This window comes from Cryobacterium sp. TMB3-10, from assembly GCF_004402305.1.
GTDB classification, from domain to species: domain Bacteria; phylum Actinomycetota; class Actinomycetes; order Actinomycetales; family Microbacteriaceae; genus Cryobacterium; species Cryobacterium zongtaii.
This window is the reverse complement of the sequence record NZ_SOGH01000013.1, coordinates 41,664-66,356: the sequence shown is the minus strand read 5'-3', so window position 1 is coordinate 66,356 and position 24,693 is coordinate 41,664. Positions and strand designations below refer to the sequence as shown.

The 24,693-nt window shown below is 69.2% G+C and carries 19 protein-coding genes and 1 riboswitch; of the genes, 14 read left to right on the top strand and 5 right to left on the bottom strand.

Annotated features, from left to right (window positions below; genetic code table 11):
- Positions 1-10: 10 nt before the first annotated feature.
- Positions 11-694 carry a 2-phospho-L-lactate guanylyltransferase gene (gene cofC, locus E3T22_RS05840; RefSeq protein WP_240632284.1) on the top strand — a complete coding sequence of 228 codons (684 nt, stop codon included), beginning with the start codon at positions 11-13 and terminating at the stop codon, positions 692-694.
- Between the two features lie 49 nt (positions 695-743).
- Positions 744-1,598, top strand: coding sequence for a hypothetical protein (locus E3T22_RS05835; protein WP_134480766.1), 855 nt, complete (start codon positions 744-746; stop codon positions 1,596-1,598).
- A 154-nt stretch (positions 1,599-1,752) separates the two neighbouring features.
- Here E3T22_RS05835 and E3T22_RS05830 read toward each other — a convergent pair whose 3' ends face one another.
- The gene (locus E3T22_RS05830; protein WP_198415046.1) at positions 1,753-3,897 is read right to left on the bottom strand and encodes a fructose-specific PTS transporter subunit EIIC; all 2,145 of its coding nucleotides are present in this window, start codon (positions 3,895-3,897) and stop codon (positions 1,753-1,755) included.
- An 87-nt stretch (positions 3,898-3,984) separates the two neighbouring features.
- Positions 3,985-4,085: riboswitch (TPP riboswitch) on the top strand.
- Here E3T22_RS05830 and E3T22_RS05825 point away from each other — a divergent pair.
- Entirely contained in the window at positions 4,076-4,798 is a 723-nt protein-coding gene (locus E3T22_RS05825; protein ID WP_134408643.1) for a hypothetical protein, read from the top strand. It overlaps the preceding riboswitch by 10 nt.
- Before the next feature lie 136 nt (positions 4,799-4,934).
- On the opposite strand, the gene E3T22_RS05820 is transcribed toward E3T22_RS05825, so the two are convergent.
- On the bottom strand, positions 4,935-5,831 hold the full coding sequence (locus E3T22_RS05820) for a formylglycine-generating enzyme family protein (protein ID WP_174776260.1): 897 nt from the start codon (positions 5,829-5,831) through the stop codon (positions 4,935-4,937).
- A 264-nt stretch (positions 5,832-6,095) separates the two neighbouring features.
- Between E3T22_RS05820 and E3T22_RS05815 the strand changes: the two genes are divergently transcribed.
- From E3T22_RS05815 to narI, 5 genes are all read left to right on the top strand, one after another.
- Positions 6,096-6,758 carry a metalloregulator ArsR/SmtB family transcription factor gene (locus tag E3T22_RS05815; protein WP_088457469.1) on the top strand — a complete coding sequence of 221 codons (663 nt, stop codon included), beginning with the start codon at positions 6,096-6,098 and terminating at the stop codon, positions 6,756-6,758.
- Positions 6,759-6,934: 176 nt separating this feature from the next.
- Entirely contained in the window at positions 6,935-10,651 is a 3,717-nt protein-coding gene (locus E3T22_RS05810) for a nitrate reductase subunit alpha (protein WP_241983605.1), read from the top strand.
- Positions 10,652-12,316, top strand: coding sequence for a nitrate reductase subunit beta (gene narH / locus E3T22_RS05805; protein ID WP_088457467.1), 1,665 nt, complete (start codon positions 10,652-10,654; stop codon positions 12,314-12,316).
- Complete coding sequence (narJ, locus tag E3T22_RS05800) at positions 12,313-13,005, top strand: nitrate reductase molybdenum cofactor assembly chaperone (RefSeq protein WP_240632283.1); 693 nt, start codon at positions 12,313-12,315, stop codon at positions 13,003-13,005. Before narH ends, narJ begins: the two co-directional genes overlap by 4 nt.
- Positions 13,002-13,811, top strand: a complete 810-nt coding sequence (gene narI, locus E3T22_RS05795; protein WP_134480768.1) for a respiratory nitrate reductase subunit gamma — start codon at positions 13,002-13,004, stop codon at positions 13,809-13,811. The genes narJ and narI overlap by 4 nt, the downstream gene beginning before the upstream one ends.
- 140 nt (positions 13,812-13,951) lie before the next feature.
- Here narI and E3T22_RS05790 read toward each other — a convergent pair whose 3' ends face one another.
- Positions 13,952-15,607 (bottom strand): HNH endonuclease signature motif containing protein, encoded by a 1,656-nt coding sequence (locus tag E3T22_RS05790; protein WP_134493530.1) that lies wholly within the window; start codon positions 15,605-15,607, stop codon positions 13,952-13,954.
- A gap of 165 nt (positions 15,608-15,772) precedes the next feature.
- The gene (locus tag E3T22_RS05785) at positions 15,773-17,098 is read right to left on the bottom strand and encodes an MFS transporter (RefSeq protein ID WP_088457463.1); all 1,326 of its coding nucleotides are present in this window, start codon (positions 17,096-17,098) and stop codon (positions 15,773-15,775) included.
- Positions 17,099-17,278: 180 nt separating this feature from the next.
- Between E3T22_RS05785 and moaA the strand changes: the two genes are divergently transcribed.
- Positions 17,279-18,391: a GTP 3',8-cyclase MoaA gene (gene moaA, locus E3T22_RS05780; RefSeq protein WP_088457462.1), complete on the top strand. Its 1,113-nt coding sequence runs from the start codon at positions 17,279-17,281 to the stop codon at positions 18,389-18,391.
- Positions 18,392-18,435: 44 nt separating this feature from the next.
- On the top strand, positions 18,436-19,143 hold the full coding sequence (locus E3T22_RS05775) for a metalloregulator ArsR/SmtB family transcription factor (protein WP_166788986.1): 708 nt from the start codon (positions 18,436-18,438) through the stop codon (positions 19,141-19,143).
- Positions 19,144-19,199: 56 nt separating this feature from the next.
- Here the strand turns inward: E3T22_RS05775 and E3T22_RS05770 are convergent, their stop codons facing one another.
- Positions 19,200-19,538 carry a non-heme iron oxygenase ferredoxin subunit gene (locus E3T22_RS05770; RefSeq protein WP_103459341.1) on the bottom strand — a complete coding sequence of 113 codons (339 nt, stop codon included), beginning with the start codon at positions 19,536-19,538 and terminating at the stop codon, positions 19,200-19,202.
- A gap of 125 nt (positions 19,539-19,663) precedes the next feature.
- Here E3T22_RS05770 and E3T22_RS05765 point away from each other — a divergent pair, with 125 nt between their 5' ends.
- Genes E3T22_RS05765 through E3T22_RS05750 form a run of 4 tightly spaced genes read left to right on the top strand, consistent with a single transcriptional unit; the run spans position 19,664 to position 24,623 of the window.
- Positions 19,664-19,990 (top strand): DUF2249 domain-containing protein, encoded by a 327-nt coding sequence (locus tag E3T22_RS05765; RefSeq protein WP_240632282.1) that lies wholly within the window; start codon positions 19,664-19,666, stop codon positions 19,988-19,990.
- A 27-nt stretch (positions 19,991-20,017) separates the two neighbouring features.
- Complete coding sequence (locus E3T22_RS05760) at positions 20,018-21,226, top strand: hypothetical protein (RefSeq protein WP_194087748.1); 1,209 nt, start codon at positions 20,018-20,020, stop codon at positions 21,224-21,226.
- On the top strand, positions 21,223-23,862 hold the full coding sequence (locus E3T22_RS05755) for a multicopper oxidase domain-containing protein (protein ID WP_134480771.1): 2,640 nt from the start codon (positions 21,223-21,225) through the stop codon (positions 23,860-23,862). Before E3T22_RS05760 ends, E3T22_RS05755 begins: the two co-directional genes overlap by 4 nt.
- Complete coding sequence (locus E3T22_RS05750; protein ID WP_240632280.1) at positions 23,859-24,623, top strand: Crp/Fnr family transcriptional regulator; 765 nt, start codon at positions 23,859-23,861, stop codon at positions 24,621-24,623. The genes E3T22_RS05755 and E3T22_RS05750 overlap by 4 nt, the downstream gene beginning before the upstream one ends.
- The last annotated feature ends 70 nt before the right edge of the window (positions 24,624-24,693 follow it).

Sequence of the window (24,693 nt, the reverse complement as noted above, 5' to 3'; positions counted from 1 at the left end):
ATGGGTGTGCGTGGTGCCCGTCAAGGGCAGTGCGAGCGCCAAGAGCCGCCTGAGCGCGCTGCCGGAAACCTTCCCGGCCCGCGGGGAGCTCGCCGAAGCATTCGCGCTGGACACCGTGGCCGCACTGCTGGCCGCCGGGATGGTGCAGGAGGTGTTCGTGGTGACCGCCGACCCCGCCGCCGCCGCGCCGCTCAAGGCGCTGGGCGCCCAGATCGTTCCCGAGGTGCCGCACACATCCGCTTCGGATGCCGGGACGGGCGCTTGTGTGGCAACTCGGGACCCGCTCAACGCGGCCATCGCCGAGGGCATCCGGGTGGCGCATGAGCAGTACCCGCTCTGCAGCGTCGCTGTGCTCACCGGAGACCTGCCCGCGCTCACCGTCGCTGACGTCGAGTCGACCCTCACCGCCGCAACCGCCCATGACCTGGCCATGGTTGCCGACGAGGAGGGCACCGGCACCACCACGTTGCTCGCCCGCGCCGGCATCACGCTCACTCCCCGGTTCGGGCCCGGCTCCCGTGCTGCGCACGAGACTGCCGGCCACGTGCCGCTCGACCTGCCCGCCACGGCGTCGATCCGCCGCGACGTCGATACCGTCGACAACCTTGCCGAGGTGCTGCGCCGCGGTGTCGGTGCGCACACCAGCGCCCTCATCGCCCGTTCGCAGCAGGTGCCAGGCCCAGAGGGGCGCTGATAGACACCAGCCAGTGAGCCAGCGCCGGCCACTGCGCTAGCGTGCAGTCATGGGGAACACCGACGCCCGGATGCACCTGGGTCATGCCGCGCGCTTTGCCGGCACCGTGATGCTCACGGCGGTCATCGGCGCTACCGTCGCCACCCTGATCTTCATGTTCAGCCGAGACGCGACGGTGGCTCAGGCCTGGGACCTGATCGTCGGTGGCCTTTCGCTGCTGGCAGCGGTCGCCGCCCTCGCCGGCACCGCCACACTCACCCTGCTTCTGGTGTTCTCGCCGCCGACCGGTCGCTGGGGCCTCGGCGGGCGCAGCGTGCTCGCCGGGTATGCAGGAGTGATCTTCGCGGCGCTGTCATTGCTCCTTGCGGCCGAGTGGATTCCCGGTGAACCGGGCGCTGCCGGCGGTCCCGCGGTCCTCGCAGCCGCGGTCCTCGGCTTCACCCTGGCCGGTGGCCCGCTCTGGATCGGCCTCATCGCGGTGCTCCTCGGGCGCACGGTGCTCCTCCCTCGGGGCATCGGGACGCAGCGGCTGTCCGCCTCCGAGCGTTCACGATTCGGTGCCGTCCTCATCGCGGCCGGCCTCTGTCTTGCCGCTATCGCCACCTCCGGCGCGTACCTCGTTGCGGTGCACGGCGGCCTGGACTACGCCTGCGCCGTGGAGGGGCCGTTCTCTCCCCTCGCCGAGCTGTCGGAGCGCGCCGGCGTCGTCAGCGGCAGCTTCTCCTGGTGGCCGCTCGGCCGTAGCTGCACCTGGGCCGCAGCCAGCGGAGGCACGGTCCTCGCCACCTCGGGCTGGAGTCACACGGCACTCGTCCTGGCTTCGCTCGGCCTCGCCGCGGCGGGCATCGCCCTGCGAACAACCAGGGCGGGTCAGAGGGATGCGCCGGCCGGCAGCGCGCGGTAGCGCCGCATTCACTCGGGCGGCGGCGGCCGACCGGGCCGACTCGGCCGAACTCGGTACGTAAAGGCGGAGGAATTCGAGAAACGCCGCGTTGCGCAGGCGCGCGCGGCGGTGTTTCCCGAAAAAGTCCGCCCCGACGTGCGGTCCAGGACGGGGGTCAGTGCGCGGCGGGAGTCGCCGGCCGCACCGAGGACGCCAGTGCCGCGAGCACGTCGGCCGGGGTGGCCGCCATCTCGATCGAGGCGCGGAACGAGGGCTTCATCAGGCTGCGGGACAGCTGGGCGAGCACCTTGAGGTGCTCGGTGCCGGCGGCGGCCTCCGGCACGGCGATCATGAAGATCAGGTGCGCAGGGGCCTCGTCCAGCGAGTTCCAGTCAACGCCGTCTCGGCTGCGCGCGAACGCGAGCACCGGGGAGGTGGCGCCGTCGGACTTGGCGTGCGGAATCGCGATGCCCTCGCCGATGCCGGTCGTGCTGATCAGTTCACGGTCCATGGCCGCCTGCACGACGGCGTCGACGTCGAGTACCCGCCCGGTGGTCTGCATCAGACCGGCCAGACGACGGATGACGGCGTCCCGGTCGGTCTCGTCGATGTCGAGCACGATGGTGCGTTCGTCGATGTAGTCGAGCACGGTCTTCGGGGCGGGGGCCACCGGCTCGGCGGCAGCAGGCGCGGCAAGAACCGGCGCCGCAGCCACGGGCGACACGGCACTCGCCGCAGCACCCGGCGCGGCAACCGGCACAGCGGCATCCGCAGCGGCACCGGCGACCGCAACCGCGGCAGCATCCGCCGGCACGACCTTGCGCACCGAGATGCCGATCAACAGCACCGACACCAGAGCGGTGACGGCCACACCGGAGAGAATCGCGACGAAGTACATCGGCACGCCGCTCACGGCACCGAAGACGGCCACGATCGGGCCGCCGTGCGGCACGGCGTTGGTGACCCCGGCGATCGCGGCGATGGCACCGGCGACGGCGCCACCGAGCACGTTCGCGGGGATGACCTGCAGCGGGCGGGCCGCCGCGAGCGGGATGGCGCCCTCGGTGATGCCGAAGAAGCCCATGAACAGCGCGGCGATGCCGGCCTCGCGTTCCACCGGGGTGAAGAACCGGCGACGGATGACCGTGGCCAGCCCCATGCCCAGCGGCGGCACGGCGATGGCCGCGGCGACCATGCCCATCGGGCCTGGGTTGCCGGAGGCGATCAGCGCGGAACCGAACAGGAACGCCGTCTTGTTGATCGGGCCGCCCATGTCGAACGCGACCATCGCGCCCAGGATCAGGCCGAGCACGACGACGCTGCCGCCGTCGAGGCTGGAGAGGAAGTCGGTCATCGAGGAGAACACCCAGGCGATCGGCTGGCCGAGGGCGAGCACGAACAGGCCGCCGACGACGAGGGTGGTGATCACGGGGATGACCAGGATCGGCATGATCGGCTTGATGAAGCGGTGCACGGTGATCTTCTTGATGCCCAGCGCCACGAAGCCCACCAGGAAACCGGTGACGATGCCGCCGATGAAGCCGGCACCCGATTCGGAGTTGTAGAAGGAGCCGGTCGTGGCGATCCAACCGCAGATCATGCCCGGTGCGAGCCCGGGCCGGTCGGCGATCGCGTAGGCGATGAAGCCGGAGAGGATCGGCACCATCAGGGTGAAGCCGAGCACGCCGATCTGGTTGATGGTGAACCAGAAGCTGTCCTCGGGGATCACGAGTCCCTGCGGGGTGGCCTCGCCGCCGATCGACAGCGAGATCGCGATGAGCAGCCCGCCGACGACGACGAACGGGATCATGTACGACACGCCGTTCATCAGCGCGCGGTAGATGAAACCGCCGATGTCGCGTTTCCCGGCGCTCGCCGGGGCATCCGTGGTCACGGCGGCGCGGCCGGTGGGGGCGGCGGCCAGCGCCTCGGCGATCAGCGCGGCCGGGCGGTGGATGCCGTCGGAGACGCGGGTGGAGACGATGCGCTTGCCCCCGAAGCGGGACAGGTCGATCTGGGTGTCGGCGGCGACGACGACAGCGTCGGCGCGGTCGATGTCGGCCTGACTGAAGGTGCCTTCGACTCCGACGGACCCGTGCGTCTCGACCCGGATCTCGTAGCCGAGTTCGGTGGCGGCCGCGTCGAGTTTCTCGGCAGCCATGTAGGTGTGGGCGATGCCCGTTGGGCAGGCCGTGATCGCCAGGATCAACACCGTGGGCGGCGCGATGGTGGTGTCGGTCGGGGTGTCAGGCATGGTGCGGTGTCCTTCCAGGACGACGCCGACGACCGGTGGCCCGTCGGCCATGGAGCGCGTGCTCACCCGGTGAAGAATGCAGCAGCCTGTCCAGCGTACAGTTCGGCGCCCGGTGCATTCGAGAGTCTTTCGGCCCTGCCGGCCGCTAGGGTGGGACGCGACACGGGGTGCCTCCGCCGGATGCGGACGCTGAGATCCAAACCCGTCGAACCTGACTAGTTAGCACTAGCGAAGGGATGTCGCCATGAACGTTCACGCCGCCGAATCACGCGGGGATGCCGACCCGGATCTGCGGCCGGAGCCGGGCCGCACCGAACCGTTCAGCAGGCTGCTCTGGGCCGACATCGCCGAAACCCGCACCGCCATCGATGCGTTGCCCTTCATCGCGGAACTCGGCGACGGCAGCCTGTCCGCCGGCCACTTCGCCTACTACCTGGCCCAGGATGCCCTCTACCTCGCCGCGTACTCCCGGGTGCTGGCGCAGGCGAGCGTCCTGGCGCCCACCCCCGCCGAACGGGAATTCTGGGCTACCGGCGCCGCCAACTGCATCGAGGTGGAACTCGAGCTGCACCGCACCTGGCTGACCGGCCATGACACGCGCCCGGCGCCCGGCCCGGTGACCCGGTCCTACGTCGACCACCTGGTCGCGGTCAGCGCGGCAGGCAACTATGCGGTGCTGCTGGCCGCGGTCCTGCCCTGCTACTGGCTCTACGCGGATGTCGGCGAGCGCCTGCACGCCGGCTTCACGGCGAGCCGGCGCGACGCGGCGCATCCGTACGCCGACTGGCTGGAGACCTACGCCGACGAGGGGTTCGCGGCCGCGACCCGGCAGGCAATCCTGCTCACCGACACCGCGGCGGCCACCGCGACGGCCGTCGACCGGGCGCTCATGCGCGCCGTGTTCGCGCGGTCGGCGGCCCTCGAGTTGCTCTTCTTCGACGCGCCCCGGCTGCACGCGCCGGGGTAGCAGACCACAACCATCCGCACCCGCGGATGCATGACTCCTGCGATTCCCAGCCGCCGACCGGCGATCGCCCCGGAATGACGAGGCGGTCGGCCACGCCGGCGGAATCGAGCACGAGTTGTGCTTCGGCGGCGCCGGATCAGGTCAGCGCCACGGTGCGGAAGCCCACGTTGCCGGCCGCGGAATCCGCGGTGTTGGAGGCCCGAGCGGAGTTGCGATACCGGTTGCAATAGGAGTCGTGGCAGAGGTACGAGCCGCCGCGCATCGAACGCTGCTCGCCCGTCGCCGGGCCGGCCGGATTCTCGGCGGGGGAGTGCGCGTAATAGCCCTCCGCCCACCAGTCGGCGCACCACTCCCAGACGTTGCCCACGCTCTGCCAGAGGCCGTAGCCGTTCGGCGCGAACTCCCGCACCGGGGCGGTGCTGAGCCAGCCATCGGCCAGGGTGTTCACCGCGGGAAACCGGCCCTGCCAGATGTTGCAGCGCTGCCCTTCCTCCCACTCGTCGCCCCACGGGTAGCGCCGGCCGGCCAGCCCGCCGCGCGACGCGCACTCCCACTCGGCCTCGGTCGGCAGCCGTCGCCCCGCCCAGGCGCAGTAGGCCAGCGCGTCGTTCCAGCTCACCTGCACCACCGGATGCTCGGCCAGCCCGTCGAGCGACGAACGGGGGCCGGCCGGATGCGCCCAGTCCGCGCCGCGCACCCCCAGCCACCAGGGTGTCTGCGGGGGCTGGCCGACCACGTCATCGATGTCGGCCTGCAACGCGAGGTGGAACACCGCGGAGTAGCCGAACAGCTCCGACTCGGTGCGATACCCGGTATCGGCCACGAACCGGGCGAAGGCGGCGTTGGTGACCGTCGTCGTGTCGATGGAGAAGGCATCCAGCCGCACTTCGTGCACGGGGGTCTCGCCGTCGCCGGGATTGCCCGCGCCGTCGGCGTCGCCCATGGCGAAGACCTGCGCCGGCACCAGCGCCTGGTCGAGGTGATGCCGGACGAGTGAGCCGGGAGCGGCCGGTGCCGGGGGGAGCTGGGACATGGCTGTGCCCGGGGGTGCCTCCGCATCGTCTACGCCCACGGCCAGCCGGGCCTGGCGTATCACCTCGTGTGCGGGCGCGCAGCACCCGTGCTCATCCGTCGTCACGCGCAGACCCTAGCGCTCCTCCGTCGCCGCGACCACCCTGCCGGCGGGACCAGGCTCGCCCCTCCTGATGGCGACTCACGGCATCTGGCGAGTAGAAGCTGGCGCCCGATCAGGGGCAGGGGGTACCGCCAGATTGGACGGTGGCCCATACTGGGCTCCATGGTTCCCCGCTCCGCCCCGAGTTATCGCACGCTCGCCTCGATCAGCAGGATCACTTTGCTCCTGCACCTGCAGCGTCGCGGAACCATGACCGTCGGCGACCTCGCCGAGGCGGCCGGGCTGCATCCCAACACCGCCAGAGAACATCTGCAGCGCCTGGTCGACGATGGTTTCATCACCTGCCAGCCGGAGACCCGCGAGACCAAGGGTCGCCCCCGCATGCTCTACAGCGCGGCGGCCGGTTCCGCCGAGCCCGGTTCGGTGCGCGCGGCCAAGGCCGAAGCCGCACAGCGCCGCGGTGACCTCGTGCGGAGGCTCCTGCCCCTCGAAACCGTCGACACCTCCCCGCGCCAGTGCCAGATGGACGCGCTCGACGACCACCTCGACGCCAGCGGCTTCGATTCCGACCACGACTCTGACGGCACCCACGTGCACCTGCACGATTGTCCGTACAGCGAGATGGTGAAGCTGCACCCCGAGGTGTGCACTGTGCACTTCGGCCTGATCAAGACGCTGCTCGAACAGACGGATGGCCCGCTGCGGGCCGACCGGCTGCATCCGTTGGTCGGGCCGGACATCTGCACCCTCGACCTGCTCGAGCGGGTCCTGGAGCCGGCCGCGGCGGTGCCGCCCGTGGTCATTTACGCTCCCGCTGATTATTAACGGCGTTTCCCGGTTGTAGCGGTTTTCCGCACTCGGGAGACTTGCGCAGAGGGCATCGCTGACCGTGGCGACGCCGGCAGCGCTAGGAGATCTTCGTGAAATCAGTCAAGAATTCTGTCTTTTCACGAAATGGCCGAGCCGGGGCCACATCCGCCAAACCCGGCAGCGACGGTCCCATCACCGACTCAATCCTCAACCTCGGCCGGTTCCTGCGCCGCGGTGAAACCTCCCCAGACCTGCGTTCGTTGTTCCTCGAGGGCGGCCGCGACGCCGACTCGTTCTACCGTGACCGCTGGACCCACGACAAGGAGGTGCGGTCCACCCACGGCGTGAACTGCACAGGCTCCTGTTCCTGGAAGGTGTACGTCAAAGACGGCATCATCACCTGGGAGACCCAGCAGACCGACTACCCCTCCGTGGGTCCGGACTCGCCAGAGTACGAGCCCCGCGGCTGCCCCCGCGGCGCCGCGTTCAGCTGGTACACCTACTCGCCCAACCGGGTGCGCTACCCCTACGTGCGCGGTGTGCTGCTCGAGCTGTACCGCGCGGCCAAGGCCCGCACCGGCGACCCGGTGCTCGCCTGGGCCGAGGTCACCGGCAACCCGGAGAGCGCCAAGGCGTACAAGAGTGCCCGCGGGCAGGGTGGCCTGGTGCGCGCCAGCTGGGACGAGGCCGCCGAGATCGTCGCCGCCGCCCAGGTGCACACCATCAAGAACTACGGACCCGACCGGATCGCCGGCTTCTCGCCGATCCCCGCCATGTCGATCGTCTCCCATGGAGTGGGCAACCGGTTCATCACCCTGCTCGGCGGCACCATGCTCTCGTTCTACGACTGGTACGCCGACCTGCCCGTCGCCTCCCCGCAGGTGTTCGGCGACCAGACGGATGTGCCCGAATCCGCCGACTGGTGGAACTCCAGCTATCTGATCATGTGGGGCTCGAACGTCCCGGTGACCCGCACCCCCGACGCGCACTTCATGGTCGAAGCCCGCTACCGCGGTCAGAAAGTTATCACCGTCTCGCCTGACTACGCCGACAACTCCAAGTTCGCCGACGAGTGGCTGGCCGTGCACCCCGGCACCGACGGCGCCCTGGCCCTGGCCATGGGCCACGTCGTGCTCAAGGAATTCCTCGTCGACCGGCGCACCCCGCAGTTCGTGGACTACATGAAGAAGTTCAGCGACTCCGCCTACCTGATCACCCTCACTCCGCGCGGCGACGCCTACGTGCCCGGTAAGTTCCTCACCGCGGATGCCCTGCCCGACACGGCCTCCACCGTCGCCAGCGCCACCTTCAAGCCCGTGCTGCTCGACCAGGTCGGCCACGCGGTCGTGCCCAACGGCTCACTCGGCCACCGGTTCAGCGAAACCGACGCCGGCAAGTGGAACCTCGACCTGGAGGGCGTCGACCCGCTGCTCTCCATCGCCGACAGCCCCGACCACGACGGCCGGAGCGCCGCCATCGACATGCCCCGCTTCGACGTCTCCGCCCTCACCGGCGAAGAGGGCGAGGAGCACACCGGCGGCGCCGGCGTCATCCGCCGCGGCGTGCCCGTGCGAATGGTGGCCGGCCAGCTGGTCACCACGGTCTTCGACCTGCTGCTGGCCCAGTACGGCGTCAGCCGCGACGAACTGAACCTGCCCGGCGTCTGGCCCACCGGCTACGACGACGCCTCCTCGCCCGGCACCCCCGCCTGGCAGGAGGAGATCACCTCCGTGCCGGCGCAGGCCGCGGCCCGGATCGGCCGGGAGTTCGCGCAGAACGCCGAAGACTCCGGCGGCCGCTCGATGATCCTGATGGGCGCAGGCACCAACCACTGGTTCCACTCCGACACCATTTACCGCGCCTTCCTCGCGCTGACCACCATGACCGGCTGCCAGGGCGTGAACGGTGGCGGGTGGGCGCACTATGTGGGTCAGGAGAAGGTGCGCCCGGTCACCGGCCAGGCGCAGTACGCCTTCGGCCTGGACTGGGTACGCCCGCCGCGCGCCATGATCGGCACCGCATTCTGGTATCTCGCCACCGACCAGTGGCGTTACGACGGCCTCAGCGCCGACACCCTCGCCAGCCCGTTGGCCACCGGCACCTTCACCGGACGCACCACGGCGGACTGCCTGGTCGAATCGGCCAAACGCGGCTGGATGCCCAGCTACCCCACCTTCAACCGCAACTCGCTCGACATCGTCGACGACGCCGATGCGGCCGGGGTCGCCCCGGCCCAGTACGTGGTCGATTCACTCAAGGACGGCAGCCTCGGCTACGCCTGCGAAGACCCGGATGCGCCGGAGAACTTCCCCCGGGTGCTCGTCGTCTGGCGGGCCAACATCCTCGGCTCCTCCGGCAAGGGCAACGAGTACTTCCTCAAGCACCTGCTCGGCGCCCAGAGCGCGGTGCGCGCCCCAGAATCCCCGGAGGAGAAGCGCCCGCACACCATGAAGTGGCATGAGTCGGCCCCGGAGGGCAAGCTCGACCTGATGGTCACCAGCGACTTCCGGATGACGTCCACAACCATCTACAGCGACGTGGTGTTGCCGCCGGCCACCTGGTACGAGAAGCACGACCTGTCCACCACCGACATGCACCCGTTCATCCACTCGTTCAACCCGGCTATCGACCCGCCGTTCCAGTCCAAGACCGACTTCGACATCTTCCACCTGCTGGCCCAGAAAGTGTCCGAGTTCTCCGAGACACACCTCGGTGTGCGCCGCGACCTCGTTGCCACGCCGCTGATGCACGACACCCCCGACGCCATGGCCACCCCGCACGGCATCGTGGTGGAGAACCCCGACCTGATTCCCGGCATCACCATGCCGCGGCTGGTCGTGGTGGAACGTGACTACCCGGCCTTCGCCGCGCAGCTCGGCTCCCTCGGCCCGCTCACCGCCAAGCTCGGCATGACCATCAAGGGCGTCAAATACGACCCCGACAAGGAAATCGAGTACCTCGGCACCAAGAACGGTCTCGTCGAGTCCGGACCGGCGGCCGGCCGGCCGAAGCTGGCCACCGACATCCACGCCTGCGAGATGGTGCTCGCCTTCTCCGGAACCACCAACGGGCGCCTCGGCACCCAGGGTTTCCGGCAGCTCGAGAAGCGCACCGGGCAGAAGCTCGCCCACCTGGCCAGCGACAACGAGGGGCGCCGGTTCACCTTCAAGGATGTGCAGGGCGCTCCGGTTCCCGTGCTCACCTCGCCGGAATGGTCGGGCAGCGAGCACGGCGGACGCCGCTACAGCGCCTTCACTATCAATGTCGAACACCTCAAACCGTGGCACACCCTCACCGGGCGGCAACATTTCTACCTCGATCATGACTGGATGATCGAGCTCGGCGAGCAGCTGCCGATCTACCGGCCGCCGTTGGACATGCACAGACTGTTCGACGACTCGGTCGTCGGCTCAACGAAGTCCACGGGCGCACCCGGCTCGAAGGGTCGCGCCGAGGTGGCCGTGCGCTACCTCACCCCGCACTCCAAGTGGTCGATCCACTCCGAGTACCAGGACAACCTGCTGATGCTCTCGCTCTCCCGGGGCGGACCGACCATCTGGATGTCGCCGCAGGACGCCGACAAGATCGGCGTGCGCGACAACGAGTGGATCGAGTCGTACAACCGCAACGGCGTTGTCGTGGCCCGGGCGATCGTCTCGCACCGGATGCCGGAGGGCACCGTGTACATGTACCACGCCAAAGACCGCACCATCAACGTGCCCGTCGCCGAGACCAGCGGACTGCGCGGTGGCACCAACAACTCGCTCACCCGCATCCTGCTCAAGCCCTCGCACCTGATCGGCGGCTACGCCCAACTTTCATTCGCTTTCAACTACCTCGGCCCGACCGGGAACCAACGCGACGAGGTCACCGTGATCCGTCGACGCAGCCAGGAGGTTGAGTACTAAATGCGCGTTATGGCTCAAATGTCGATGATCATGAATCTCGACAAATGCATCGGCTGTCACACCTGCTCGGTGACCTGCAAGCAGGTCTGGACCAACCGCACCGGCGTGGAGTACGCCTGGTTCAACAACGTGGAGACCAAACCCGGCGTGGGCTACCCGCGCCAGTACGAAGACCAGGAGAAGTGGAAGGGCGGCTGGGTGCGCACCAAGCGCGGCCGGCTGAAGCTCCGCGCCGGCGGTCGGCTGAGCAAGCTGCTGCACATCTTCGACAACCCCGACCTGCCCGTGATCGACGACTATTACGAGCCGTGGACCTACGACTACGACATGCTTACCACCGCGCCGGCCGGCACCCAGAGCCCGGTCGCGCGGCCGAAGTCGCTGCTGACCGGCAAGAACATGGACATCAAGTGGTCGGGCAACTGGGACGACAACCTCGGCGGCTCGCAGGAGACCGCCGCCGACGATCCCATCCTCGCCACCATGAGCGAGCACGTGAAGATGGAGTTCGAGAACACCTTCATGTTCTACCTGCCGCGTATCTGCGAGCACTGCCTCAACCCCGCCTGCGTCGCGGCGTGCCCCTCCGGCGCCATGTACAAGCGCGAGGAAGACGGCATCGTGCTTGTCGACGAGGACGGCTGCCGTGGGTGGCGCATGTGCGTCTCCGCCTGCCCCTACAAGAAGGTGTACTTCAATCACAAGACCGGTAAAGCCGAGAAGTGCACGCTCTGTTACCCGCTGATCGAACAGGGCAAGCCCACCATCTGCTCGGAGACCTGCGTGGGGCGGCTGCGCTACCTCGGCCTGATGCTCTACGACGCCGACGCTGTGCTCGCCGCCGCGTCGATCGAGAACGACCAGGATCTGCTGGATGCCCAGCGCGGGGTCTTCCTCGACCCGTTCGACCCCGAGGTCATCGCCGCGGCCAAGGCCGAGGGCATGGAAGACGACTGGATCCTCGCCGCGCAGAACAGCCCGATCTACAAGCTCATCGCCGAGTACAAGATCGCGCTGCCGCTGCACCCCGAGTACCGCACCATGCCCATGGTCTGGTACATCCCGCCGCTGTCCCCGGTGGTCGACGTGGTCTCCACCACACAAGCCGACAGTGAGGATGCCCGCACCCTGTTCGCCGCGATCGACCGGTTGCGCATCCCGGTGCAGTACCTGGCCGGCCTGTTCTCGGCCGGTGACGTGCGGCCCGTGGAGGCGTCGCTGAAGAAGCTCGCCGCCATGCGCTCCTACATGCGCGACATCAACCTGGGCCGGCCGGCGGACGAGCGCATCGCCCGCGCCGTCAACATGACCGGCGAGACCATGCAGGCCATGTACCGGCTGCTCGCCATCGCCAAGTACGAGGACCGTTACGTGATCCCCAAAGCTCACGTGGAGACCGCCCGCGAACTCGACGAGCTGGCCTGCTCGCTCGACACCGACGGGGGACCCGGCATGGGTGGACCGGGCCAGAACGCCGGACCGTTCGGCCAGGAGCCCGGCATGCCGCTGGCCGGCACCGTATCCAACTACAACGAGATGACCGGCAAGGGCGGCGAGAAGACCAAGCCCACCACCCCGGGCCGGGTCAACCTGCTCAACTGGACCGGCGGCACGGTGCCGCCGGGCATGTTCCCGCCCAAGCCGAGCCCGGAGGCCACCGCATGAGAATGCCCAAGCTCGCCCCCCGGCGGGTGGCCGCTCTCGCGCTCGACGATCAGGACCGGCGCATCGCGCACATGGCGGCGTCCCTGTTGCTGGACTACCCGGACGAGGAGCGCCGCGCCAAATTCGCGGTCGTCGCCGCGTCGCTGGGCGACCTGCCGGATGCGTTGCGCGCCGCGTTCGCCGCGTTCCTCGCCGCCGCCGACGAGCTGAGCCAGCAGCAGCTCGAGGTGCACTTCACGGCCACCTTCGACCTCAAGCGCAAGTGTTGCCCATACCTGAGCTACTACGCCGCCGGCGACACCCGCCGGCGCGGCATGGCGCTGGTGCGGTTCGTCGAGGCGTACCGGGCCGCCGGCTGGGAGGTCGACGCCGACGAGCTGCCCGATTACCTGCCGATGGTGCTCGAATTCTCCGCGCTCTCCGATTCGCCGATCGCCGGTCAGCTGCTTTCCTCGCACCGGGACGGTATCGAGGTGCTGCGTGCGGCGCTCGAGAAAGTCAACAGTCCCTACGCGCACCTCGTCGAAGCGGTCTGTCTGTCGCTGCCGCCCATCGACGATGAGACTCGCAAGCGTTACCTGGACCTGGTCAACGAGGGCCCGCCCACCGAGACCGTCGGCATGACCTACCTCGGCAATCTCAAACCGTTTTCCGCGCATGGCGCGTCCAGTGAGGAAGTACGCCGATGACCCCGCTCGATTACCTGTTGTGGGTGGCGTTCCCCTACATCGCCGCCGCCACCTTCGTGGTCGGCCACATCCTGCGCTACCGGTTCGACCAGTTCGGCTGGACCTCCCGCTCCAGCCAGACCTACGAGAACCGGCTGCTGCGCTGGGGTTCGCCGATGTTCCACTACGGCATGATCATGGTGATCGGTGGCCACGTGGTGGGCCTGTTCATCCCCAAGCCATGGCTGGAGTTCTTCGGCGTCACCGAGCACATCTACCACCTCGGGGCCACCTGGATGGGCAGCGTCGCGGCGGTGCTGACCATCGCCGGGCTGATCATCCTGATCATCCGCCGGCGCCTGGTCACCCGGGTGCACCTGGCCACCACGGTGATGGACAAGGTGATGTACATCTTCCTCGGCGGCACCATCGTGTTCGGCACCGTCGCCACCGTGCTGCACCAGGTGCTCGGTGCTGGCTACGACTACCGCGGCTCGATCTCGCCGTGGATCCGCAGCCTGTGGGGCCTGCAGCCCGACCCGTCGCTGATGAGCGACGTGCCGTTCTTCTTCCAACTGCACGTGCTCACCGCCACCGCGTTGTTCCTGCTCTGGCCGTTCACCAGACTGGTGCACGTGTTCTCCGCCCCGATCGGCTACATCTGGCGGCCCTACGTGATCTACCGCTCTCGCGACACGCACAAGGGCTCCGGCGCCCGCCCGGTGCAGCGCGGCTGGGAGAAGGCCGAGCTCCCGAACGTGCGGGTCTCTCCGCGCGCCGACGAGCCCGCCCGTCCCTCCCGCTCGCGCACCAACATCCGCCGCTAACACCCCTCGTCGTCGGCCGAGCTCCTCGAGGCCTGGCGAGGTGTGTGCGGGGCGGTTCCCGCCGCGTTGGTCGAGTGTGTCGAGACCTGGTGAGGTGAGTCGCGAACGCGCCCCGGGTCGGGGGATCTCAGCGAGCTCGATCAGCGGCTGGGGCTTAGGTGCGTCGTGGCTGGGTTGCGGCCGGGCATCTCGATGAGTGTTTGGCCGGGGTCGATGGTTGTGGGTGGGCGGAGCCAGTAGCGGCCGGTGTTTTCGAAGATCTGCCAGTGCTGGTTGTGGAGCAGCAGGTGGTGGGCGGGGCAGAGCAGGATGCCCTGGTTGATGTCGGTTCTGCCGTGGTCTCTGAGCCAGTGTTCGATGTGGTGGGCTTCGGTGAACGCCGGTGGGCGGTCGCAGCCGGGCCACCGGCAGCCGCCGTCGCGGGCGGCGAGGGCCCGGCGTTGGGCCCGGTTGAACAGGCGTTGTTCGTGGCCCAGGTCCAGGGGCCGGTTGAACTCGTCGACGGTGATCTCAACACTTCCCGAGTCGCAGATGAGGCGTTCGATGGTTTCGGGGGAGACCGGGGCGTTGTTGCCCTCGATGTAGCCGTGCCCGGTTTGGCCGGTAAGGGAGATCAGGATGTTGTCGGCGGCGGGTTCGCCGGCGTTGGCCGGTTCTGCCGGTTCTGCCGGTCCTGCCGGTTTCGCGGGCGCTGCGGGCCGGGCCGTCGGGGTGGCGGTGGTGAGGATCTGCACGGCGGGGCGGCGGCCGCCGAGCATCTCGTTGGGGTTGATGGTGGTGCCGGCTTTGAGGAGGTCGAGGAAGCCGTCGCAGGTGATTTGGCTGGTGTTGCGGGGGTCGTTCTTGACGCGTTTGGCCCAGGCGGCGCGTTCGGTGTCGACGAAGCGCACGCCGCCGCGGCGGGGGCTGGTGAGACTGTCGAAGGTGGCTTTGATGAACTCGGCCTGTTCCGCCGGGAAGAGCCCGTCGATGCGGACCTGGCCGGTGTTCAGGGTCCAGATGCGCAGGTAGCGGTCGTCCCAGGCTTTCTGTTCCCGTNCGTCCCAGGCTTTCTGTTCCCGTACCCTAATGCCGGCCTCGTCGAGGCTGTCGCGCGTCTGCCGGGCCCGTTTGAGGAGCTGGTCCACGTCCATCGCCGCGGCGTCGGCGAGCAGCCCGGCGAGGGCGTCGGCGAGGACCGGGCCGGTGACGACGGTATCGATGTCGCCCAGGCCGGTGCGCAGGGCGTGCGCGGCATCGATCGAGAGGGTGCCGCCGGTCACGGCGTGCGAGATCGGTGCGTGCCACGGTGCCGGGGCCGGCGGCGACAGCGGAACCGCAAAGTCCAAGGCGTCGGGGGAGTCCGGGTCCAGCGCGCCATCAAGCGCCCCGTCGAGCAACCGGCGGGCTGCCTCGTCCTCGGCGGCCAGGAACGCGGCCGCCTGCGCTTGGGCATCTTCGGCCTCGGCGAGCATCCGGCCCACCCCCACGAGCTTCCTCGACTCAACCTTGCTCGTGCCGGTCAGCTCCTGGATCAAGGCCTCGGGGTTGAGGAAACCCTGCTGCGCAGCCAGACCGGACTGGCCCAGCTCCCATCGGGAACGCTGGGCCAGGGTCTTCGCCAGCCACGCCTTGCGGGTGTCGAGCTCGCGCTGGGCCTGCGCGAGAGTGCGCTGACCGGCCAGGACAGCGGCATCCGACAACGCGTCGTAGTCAACGCTGCACGACCCTAACCGGGCCACATTCTCCGCGGCTTCCACCAGCGCATCACCGCGATGAGTGGCGAACGTAGCTGCGATACTCGACTGGTTTGTCATGCCCCGAATCTAGCCCGAATACGAAGCTTTGTGTGAGCAAATATCAAATTGTGGATAACCTCTTCGCCCGTCGGCCGTCGGGCCAGGCCCGCCACGAAACACCGCCCCCACCAGCCCCGCCGGGCATCCCGCCGGGGACATGGCGGGGGTGAGGGGGCGGAGGGGCTAGCCGGGGTAGGGGGCGTTGGGACGGGCGTAGAAGATCCAGGCCAGGACCGTGCAGAAGACGCAGAACACGGCGCAGCCGATGAAGAACGCTGTCGGGCTGATCGCCGTGAGCGCGATGCCCACGATGAACGGGCCGAACGCCGCGATCGCGGAGGTCCAGGCGATGGCGCCGCCGGCCTGGCGTTTGGGGAATATCATCGGCATCTGCTTGAAGGTGCCGCCGTTGGCCAGACCCGCGAAAAAGAAGATGATCAGCATCCCGGTGAGGAAGCCCCAGAACTCGCCGACACTCGACGGGGTGAGGAAGAACGCGGTCAGAACCGTGCCCACCACCATGCCGGCACCGCCGACGAAGGTGAAGACCGCGCCGCCGAACTTGTCGCAGAACGGGCCGCTGGCCGCTCGCACGGCGGCTCCCACGACAGGGCCGATGAACGCGAATGCCAACGGGTTGGGTGCATCCGGGAAGTCGCCGTAGACGTTGAGGATGATCAGGCCCATCTGGGCGGCCAGGCCGCTGTATGCGCCGAAGCTCATCAGGTAGATGGCGGTCATGATCCAGGTGTGCTTGATCTTGAAGATGTCCACCTGCTGCGCGAAGTTGGCCGTGATGGGCACCCGGCGCAGATACAGGATCGAGAGCACCATCGCGAGCAGAGCCCAGGGGATGAGCACCAGTCCACCATTGTGCAGCCAGACCAGTTCGCCGTTCGCGCTGGACTGCGGGGTGAGGGCCGCCGTGCCGAGCAGACCGAAACCGACAACCCAGGGCAGCAGAAGCTGGATGAGGCCGATACCGAAGTTACCCAGTCCCGCCTGTAGCCCGAGCGCGGTGCCGGCCAGGCGCTTGGGGAAGAAGTAGCTGGTGGAGGCCATCAGGCCGGAGAACGCGCCGCCGCCGATGCCGGCCGAGAACGACAGGCAGAGCAGCACCCAGAACGGGGTGGAGGTGTCGCGTACGGCGAGGGTCCAGCCGAGCATCGGCAGGATCAGTAGCCCGGACGACATCGCCACCAGGTTGCGGGTGCCCATGATCGGCGGCAGGAACATGAAGACCAGCCGCAGGATGCCGGCGGCCAAGCCGGGCAGGGCCACCAGCCAGTACAGCTGGCCGGGCGTCAGCGAGTAGCCGATGTCGTTCAGTCGCGGCGCGATCGCGCTCACCAGGTACCAGGAGGCGAACGCGAGCGTCAGGCTGAAGGTGGTGATCCAGAGCGTGCGCCAAGCGAGCTTGGAGTCCCACGTCTCTTCGTTTTCCGGGTCCCAGTTGGACAGGTCCGGTTCGAGGCGGCTGCTGACGGCGGTGGAAGCGGCGGCTGACATGAAAGCTCCTGGTTTCCGGTCGGATGAGAGCGCACCTGCTGGTGCGCTCAAGGTCAGCCTGACCGTCGCCGAAGGCCCCGACAACGAGCGAACACCGTGAAAAATGATCCGTGCCCGCCGCGGCCGCTGCGACCGGACACGATGCGGCGAACCCGAACCGTTCGGGGTTAGGGTCGGTGTATGTCCGGCGTACCGATTCCCGTGCGCGTCATCGAGCCGCTGGCCGGTGATGTGCCGCTCGGGCCTGCCCCGGCCCCGGATACCCAGCTCGTCGACACCCTCGGTCGCCCGCTGCACGACCTGCGCCTCTCGGTCACCGACCGGTGCAACTTCCGCTGCGTGTACTGCATGCCCAAGGAGATCTTCGGCAAGGACTTCGCCTTCATGCCCCGCGACGAGATGCTCTCGTTCGAGGAGATGACCCGGCTGGCGCGTATCTCGGTGGCGCACGGGGTGGAGAAGATCCGGCTCACCGGCGGCGAACCGCTGCTGCGCAAGGGCCTCGAAGAGCTCATCGCAATGCTCGCCGCCCTCCGCACCCCGGCGGGCCGGCCCGTGGACATCGCCCTCACCACCAACGGTTCCGCCCTGGCGATGAAGGCGCAGGCGCTCAAGGATGCCGGCCTCAAGCGCGTGACTGTCTCCCTCGACTCCCTCGACGACACCACCTTCCGCACGATGAACGACGTCAACTTCCCGGTCGCCCGCATCCTGGCCGGCCTCGACGCCGCCCACGCCGTCGGCCTGGGTCCCATCAAGATCAACATGGTCGTCAAGCGCGGCCAGAACGACCACGACATCGTCAACATGGCCCGGCATTTCAAGGGCACCCCCTACATCCTGCGATTCATCGAGTTCATGGACGTGGGCACGAGCAACGGCTGGGACATGGCCGCCGTGCTGCCGTCCAGTGAGGTGCGTGACCGCATCCACGCCGAACTGCCGTTGCAGGAAGTGGCGCCCAACTACACCGGCGAGACCAGCCGTCGTTGGCGGTACGTCGACGGCGAGGGCGAGATCGGCCTGATCTCCAGCGTCACCCAGTCGTTCTGCCACACCTGCTCCCGCGCTCGGGTCTCCACCGACGGCAAGCTGTTCACGTGCCTGTTCGCCAGCGGCGGCCATGACCTGCGCGCGCTGCTTCGCGATGGCAGCAGCGACGAGCAGCTCTCGGCCGCGATGGGTTCCATCTGGCGGCAGCGCACCGACCGGGCCTCCGCATTGCGCAGCGCCCAGACCGGAGCGGTGCGCTCCTCCGGCACGAAGATCGAGATGTCCTACATCGGCGGATGATCGCCGCCCGGTCCGGTTTAACCGCACGCTGCTACTCTAAAATCATGGTTTCGACCGATCAGAGTGACGCCAGGCACGCGGCCCTGGCCAGTGAGCCGCGCCGCCGGGTGCTGGGCCTGCTCACCGCTGCCGCCGAGCCGCTGGACGCCGTCACCGTCGCCGCGGGCATCGGCCTGCATGTCACCACCGCCCGGTTCCACCTGGAGCAGCTCGAGGCCGCGGGACTGGTCGAGCGCCAGGTGGCCAGGGCCGGCCAGCGTGGCCGCCCGCACGTGCTGTTCAGCCCGGTGGCGGCGCCGCTACCCGTCGAAGACGCCCAACTGCAGCTCACCCAGGCCCTCGCCTCGGTGATCGGCGAGGACGCCGACGGCGGTCGCGCCCGCTCGGTGCGCGCCGGCGAGCGCTGGTCGGCGCAGTACGCGGCCGGGGCGGATGCCGCCGATCCGGTCGACCTGGTGGGCACCCCGTCCGCCGCCTCGGCCGGAACCGACATGGTGCCTCCGTTGCTGCGGGTGCTCACCGAGATCGGCTTCGAGCCTCAGCTGCGCGCAGACGAGAACACCATCGCGCTGCCGGCCTGCCCGTTCCGGGCCGAGGCGCGCGCCAACCCCAATGTGGTCTGCTCGGTGCACCTGGGCCTGATCCAGGGCCTGGTGCGGGAGCGAGGGCACGACGCGTCCGCCATCCGCCTGCTCCCGTTCGTGCAGCCCGACCTCTGCCTCGTGGAGTTGCCTCCGGGTCTCGCGGACTGAGGGAAATGCCCCCAGTGCGGGCCGAAGTCGGTGCTTTTCTCACAGTTCGCGAACTGTCACCCCACGTAGGAGGACACGTCGACCTGCGCGGTTACGTCCACGTAGACGTCGCCGTCAACGATGGTGAGCGGGTAGACCGGCACCGGCTCTGAGGCCGGCAGGGTGCGGGCCCGCCCGGTGGACAGCTCGAACCGGCCGCCGTGCGCCCAGCACTCCAGGTCGTCGCCCTCGACGAAGCCGTCGGAGAGGGAGATGTCTGCGTGCGAGCACATGTCGCCGAGCGCGAAGCAGTTTCCGGCGCTGTCTTTCACCAGGGCGACCGCCACACCGTCGACCATCACCTTGATCGCCTCGCCGAGCTCGAGCTCGGATTCCGCGCACACCCTGGTTGCCATCTGTTTCTCGTTCCTGCCCATTCTTCTTGCGGCCTGGGCCGATGGGACGAACGTCCCGATTGAAAGGATAGACATCCTCTAAAGTGACTCACTAGGGTCATTCGACCCGGCGAAGGAGAATTTCTGTGACTGCCGAACCGATCAACCTCTCATCCAGCCGCCCCGGTGCCGTGGATGTCGAAGCCCCCGCCGGGCATGCCTGCGCCTGTGGACACGAGGACACCGAGAAGATCGTCCTCGACTCCCGCACCATCCCGCACGCCATCCGCCACGCCACGATCTTCGGAGCCCTCGGCGCCATCCAGCCCGGCTTCGCCCTCGACCTGATCGCCTCGCACAACCCGCTGCCGCTGCTCGGCCAGCTCGAGAGCAGCCGCCCCGGCGACTTCGTCGTCTCGTACCTCGAGAACGGCCCCGAAACCTGGACCATCCGCCTCACCCGCGCCAACTAGCCGGCACCTGCCCGCCTGCCGCCGCCGATGACCACGCTCAGCCCCCTCCGCCGCACCGGCAGCGCCCTGCGCGGCACCGGCCCGGCGGCACGGCCGAAGGTCACCGGCCGGTTGGTCTTCCTGCTCCTCGGCGGCATCGCCCTGCTCGCCGGCCTCGACGGCGCCCTGCTGCTGCTCGGCCTGGCGGCCCCGGTCGACAGCGCGCGGCTCGGTGCGGTGCACGGGCCGCTGATGGTGTTCGGCTTCGTCGGCACCGTCGTCGTGCTCGAGCGGGCCGTGGCCGTGCGCCGCGGCTGGGCGTACCTCGCCCCTGGCCTGCTCGGCGCCGGCGGCCTGGCCCTCATCTCGCCGCTGCCGGTGGTCGTGGGCCAGGTCGCCCTCGTCGCCGGTTGCGCCGTGCTGCTGGCCATCTACGCCGAGATCTGGCGCCGGCAGGGGTCGGTGTCCACCGCTGTGCAGGTGCTCGGCGCCGTCGCCGGGCTGATGGCCACGGTGTTGTGGCTGCGCGGTATCGGCATCCCGCAGCTCGCGCCGCTGCTCATCCTCTACCTCGTGCTCACCATCGCCGGCGAGCGCCTCGAGCTGTCCCGCATCTCGCCCACCGTGAACCGTCGAGCCGAACAGTGGATGCTCGGCATCAGCCTCTCCCTCAGCTTCGGCTCGGTCATCGCCCTGGTCTGGCCGATCGCCGGCTACCCCCTCCTGGGCGCCGGGATGCTGGCGCTGGTGGCCTGGCTGTTCCGCCACGACATCGCCACCCGCATGGTGCGCTCGGTCGGGCTGCCCCGCTACATGGCCTGGTGCCTCCTGGCCGGCTACGGCTGGCTCGTCGTGGTGGGCGGCATCTGGCTTCTGAAGGGCCCGGTCTACTCCGGTCCCGGCTACGACGCGATGATGCACGCCGTCTTCCTCGGTTTTGTGATGTCGATGATCATGGCCCACGCCCCCACCATCCTTCCTGCCGTGCTGCGCCGACCGCTGCCCTACCGACCGATCATGTACCTGCCGGCCGGGCTGCTGCACGCCTCGCTGCTGGCCCGGGTCCTGTTCGGTGACGCCTACGGTGTGCCGGCCCTGGTGCAGTGGGGCGGCGTCTTCAACATCGTCGCGGTGCTGCTGTTTGTACTGATCGCAGTGGTCTCGGTGCTGCGCGGCAGCACCGTGTTGCCCGCGCGAGCAGCAGCGCGCAGTACCGCCGTGCCGCCGGCACCCTCCCCGCGAGGCTCGCTCTTATGAAGGACAAGCTCTGGCACATCGTCTCGGGCATCCTGGTGCCGGCCTGGCTGGTCGCCGCGGTGGTCTTCACCTTTTTGCACCGCCTGGTGCCGTCATCGGGGTGGTTGCTCGTGCACCTGCTGCTGCTCGGCGCGGTGAGCACCGCCATCCTGATCTGGAGCCAGCACTTCGCCGACACCCTGTTGCGACGCAAGGCCCTCGGCCACCGGGTTTCGCTGGGGCTGCGGCTGAGCGTCCACACCGTGGGCGCGACCCTGGTGATGACGGGCATGGTCATCGACGGGTACCCGCTGGTGCTGGTCGGCGGCATCCTGGTGGGCCTGAACGCGATCATTCACGCCATCGTGATCGTCGGCCAGTCCCGCGGCGCGATGCCGGGCCGGTTCGCCCCGCTGGTGCGCTACTACGTAGCCAGTGCGCTGATGCTGGCCGCCGGCGTGGTCCTGGGCATCCTGATGGCCAGGCTCGACGGTGGCGGTGAGGACTACGAACGTCTCTTCATCGGGCACCTCGGCCTCAACCTACTGGGCTGGGTGGGCCTGACCGTGATCGGCACCATCGCCCTGCTTTGGCCCACGGTGCTGCACACCCGCGTGGAGGGCGCCACGCTCGCCGGCGGGCACACCCTGATGGTGCTCGTGGGCGCCCTCGGTCTGCTCGCCCTCGGTTGCCTGGCCGACCTGCGCCTGATCGTGGCCCTGGGCGTGCTGGTCTACCTGGCCGGGCTGGGCCGGGTGCTCTGGGAGGCCGTCGGCCACCTGCGCCGCGCGCCCGCGGTCACCTTCGCGGCGTGGAGCCTCGGCGCCGCGATGGTCTGGTTCGCGCTCTGCACCCTCGGTTTCGGCCTGCAGCTGGTACTCGCCCCGAGCTGGACCGCGACCGCCGCCGGCGTGGAAACCCTGGTGCCCTACTTTGCGGTCGGATTCGCCGCCCAGATCCTGCTCGGCGCCCTGAGTCACCTGGTGCCCGTGGTGCTCGGCGGCGGCCCGCCCGCCCTCAAGGCCACCGCGGCCGAACTCGACCGCGGCGGCCTGGTCAGGGTCGTCCTCGTCAACGGTGCCCTCGTCCTCTCGCTCCTGCCGGTTTCCAGCACCATTACCGTGCTGCTGTCGGTGCTGACCGTGGGCACCCTGGCCAGTTTCCTGGTGCTGTTCACCCTGGCCCTTCGCACCAACCGTCGGGTACGCGCCCTCCCGCTGGTGCGGATCGCGCCGGGCGAACGCACCGCGCCGACCGAGCGACCCCGCAGCACCGGACGGATGCTCGCGGCCGCGACCGTGCTGCTGCTCACGGTGACCGCGGGCATCGTGGCCGACCCGGCCTCAATCGGCCTGTCGACCATGGCCGCCCCGGCCGCCGGCACGGCCGCCGCCGCGACCGGGCACACCACCACGGTGGCGGTGAACATGGTGGACACCCGCTTCGTACCCGACCGCATCGAGGTGCCGGTCGGTGACGAACTGGTGATCGAACTCACCAATAGCGATGACATGGTGCACAACCTGGTGCTCGAGTCCGGGCTGGTCTCCTCGTCGCTCGACCCTGGCGCCACCGAGACCGTGGCAGTGGGCGTGATCGGCGCGAGTGTGGACGGCTGGTGCTCGATCGCCGGACACCGGCTGCTGGGCATGGAGATCAGCATCATCGCGGTGGGCGGCGGCAGCGCCACTGACGACATGACCGCGGATGACATGGCCGCGGCTGACTCCGGCCACGCCGGCCACGGCGCGGCCGCGACTGGGGCATCCGCCGCCGACGACCTCGACCCGATGGCTGAACCCGACGCCGATTTCCAGGCGAGGGACGCCGCACTGCCGCCCGCCGCATCCGCCACCGTGCACCGGCAGACCCTGACCGTGCGCAATGTGGAGACCGAGGTGGCCCCGGGGGTCACCCAGATGCTGTGGACCTTCAACGGCACCGCGCCCGGCCCCACTCTGCGCGGCACTGTGGGCGACGTGTTCGAGATCACCCTGGTGAACGAGGGCACGATGGGGCACTCCATCGACTTCCATGCCGGCGACGTCGCCCCGGATGAGGTGATGCGCACCATCCAACCCGGCGAGAGCCTGGTCTATACGTTCACCGCCACCCGGTCCGGCATCTGGCTGTACCACTGCTCCACCATGCCCATGTCGGTGCACATTGCCAACGGCATGTTCGGTGCCGTCATCATCGACCCGCCCGGGCTGGCCGAGGTGGATCGGGAGTACCTCGTCGTGCAGTCCGAGCTCTACCTCGGCACGCAGGGCGGCGAGGTCGACGACCTCAAGGTCGAGGCGCAGACCCCAGACCTGGTCGTCTTCAACGGCTACGCCAACCAGTATGCCGCCCGCCCTCTCGCGGCCCGGGTGGGTGAGACCGTTCGCGTCTGGGTGCTGGCTGCCGGACCCAACGTGGGCAGCGCCTTCCACGTCGTCGGCGGCCAGTTCGATACCGTCTATAAGGAGGGCGATTACACGCTCAAAGACGGCGGCAGCACCGGAACCGGCGGCTCCCAGGTGCTCGACCTCGCCGCGGCGCAGGGCGGGTTCGTGGAGCTCACCTTCGGCCAGGCCGGTCACTACCCGTTCGTGAGCCACGTCATGTCGGATGCCGAGAAGGGCGCCCGCGGCATCCTCGAGGTGCTCCCGTGAGTGAGGCCCGGCGGTCGGTGCCGCTGCGCTCGGTACCGCTGCGCAGTACCTGCGGTCGCCCGCACCCGTGCCCGCCCTCGATGCAACTGCGGATCCTCGAGCAGATCGGCCTCTTCCACGGCCTGTCCGGCACTGAGCTGGCCTCGATCGGCGCACGGATCCAGTCGCTGGGCTGGTCGGCCGGCGAGGCCGTGTTCACCGCGGGCGACCCCGCCGAGCACGTCTACCTGCTCGCGGCCGGCCAGGCGAAGGCCTTCCGCACCACCCCGACGGGCCAGCGCACCAGCCTCGACTTCTTCGGGCCCGGCGACGTGCTCGGCGGCCTCACCTGGGCGGGCCGCAGCGGATACACCGAGACGGCCGTCGCCCTGGTCACCACCTGCGCCCTCCGCATCGACGCGGGCGCCTTCCGCGAGGTGATGCTCGCGCATCCGTCGGTGGCTCTCGGCGTGCTCGACGTGGTCTCGGACCGTCTCGCCCGCGCCCGCTCCACCGAGCAGCAGCAGGCCTCCAACACCGTCACCGAACGGGTGGCGGCCGGCCTGCTCCGCCTGGCCGACACCTTCGGTGTGCCGGGTGACGAGCCCGGCGCGACCCTCATCCAGCTGCCCCTGACCCGGGCCGACCTGGCCGCCATGGCCGGCACCAGCGCCGAGTCGGTGTCCCGCACGATGAGCCGGCTCCGCCGCGACGGGCTGATCGACTCGGGTCGGCGTTGGACCGCTGTGCTCGACCGGACCGGTCTGCTCGCGGCAAAGTGACGGCCGTCATGGTCGCCGCCCGGCAGCCTCCGTAACGTCGTTAATGCCCCGGTCAACCGGGGTGCACGGC

Coding starts and splice junctions, on each gene's coding strand:
- E3T22_RS05835 (WP_134480766.1), top strand. CDS start 744: ATGGGGAACACCGACGCCCGGATGCACCTGGGTCATGCCGCGCGCTTT.
- E3T22_RS05825 (WP_134408643.1), top strand. CDS start 4,076: ATGAACGTTCACGCCGCCGAATCACGCGGGGATGCCGACCCGGATCTG.
- E3T22_RS05820 (WP_174776260.1), bottom strand. CDS start 5,831: ATGTCCCAGCTCCCCCCGGCACCGGCCGCTCCCGGCTCACTCGTCCGG.
- E3T22_RS05815 (WP_088457469.1), top strand. CDS start 6,096: ATGGTTCCCCGCTCCGCCCCGAGTTATCGCACGCTCGCCTCGATCAGC.
- narH (WP_088457467.1), top strand. CDS start 10,652: ATGCGCGTTATGGCTCAAATGTCGATGATCATGAATCTCGACAAATGC.
- narJ (WP_240632283.1), top strand. CDS start 12,313: ATGAGAATGCCCAAGCTCGCCCCCCGGCGGGTGGCCGCTCTCGCGCTC.
- narI (WP_134480768.1), top strand. CDS start 13,002: ATGACCCCGCTCGATTACCTGTTGTGGGTGGCGTTCCCCTACATCGCC.
- E3T22_RS05785 (WP_088457463.1), bottom strand. CDS start 17,098: ATGTCAGCCGCCGCTTCCACCGCCGTCAGCAGCCGCCTCGAACCGGAC.
- moaA (WP_088457462.1), top strand. CDS start 17,279: ATGTCCGGCGTACCGATTCCCGTGCGCGTCATCGAGCCGCTGGCCGGT.
- E3T22_RS05775 (WP_166788986.1), top strand. CDS start 18,436: ATGGTTTCGACCGATCAGAGTGACGCCAGGCACGCGGCCCTGGCCAGT.
- E3T22_RS05770 (WP_103459341.1), bottom strand. CDS start 19,538: ATGGCAACCAGGGTGTGCGCGGAATCCGAGCTCGAGCTCGGCGAGGCG.
- E3T22_RS05760 (WP_194087748.1), top strand. CDS start 20,018: ATGACCACGCTCAGCCCCCTCCGCCGCACCGGCAGCGCCCTGCGCGGC.
- E3T22_RS05755 (WP_134480771.1), top strand. CDS start 21,223: ATGAAGGACAAGCTCTGGCACATCGTCTCGGGCATCCTGGTGCCGGCC.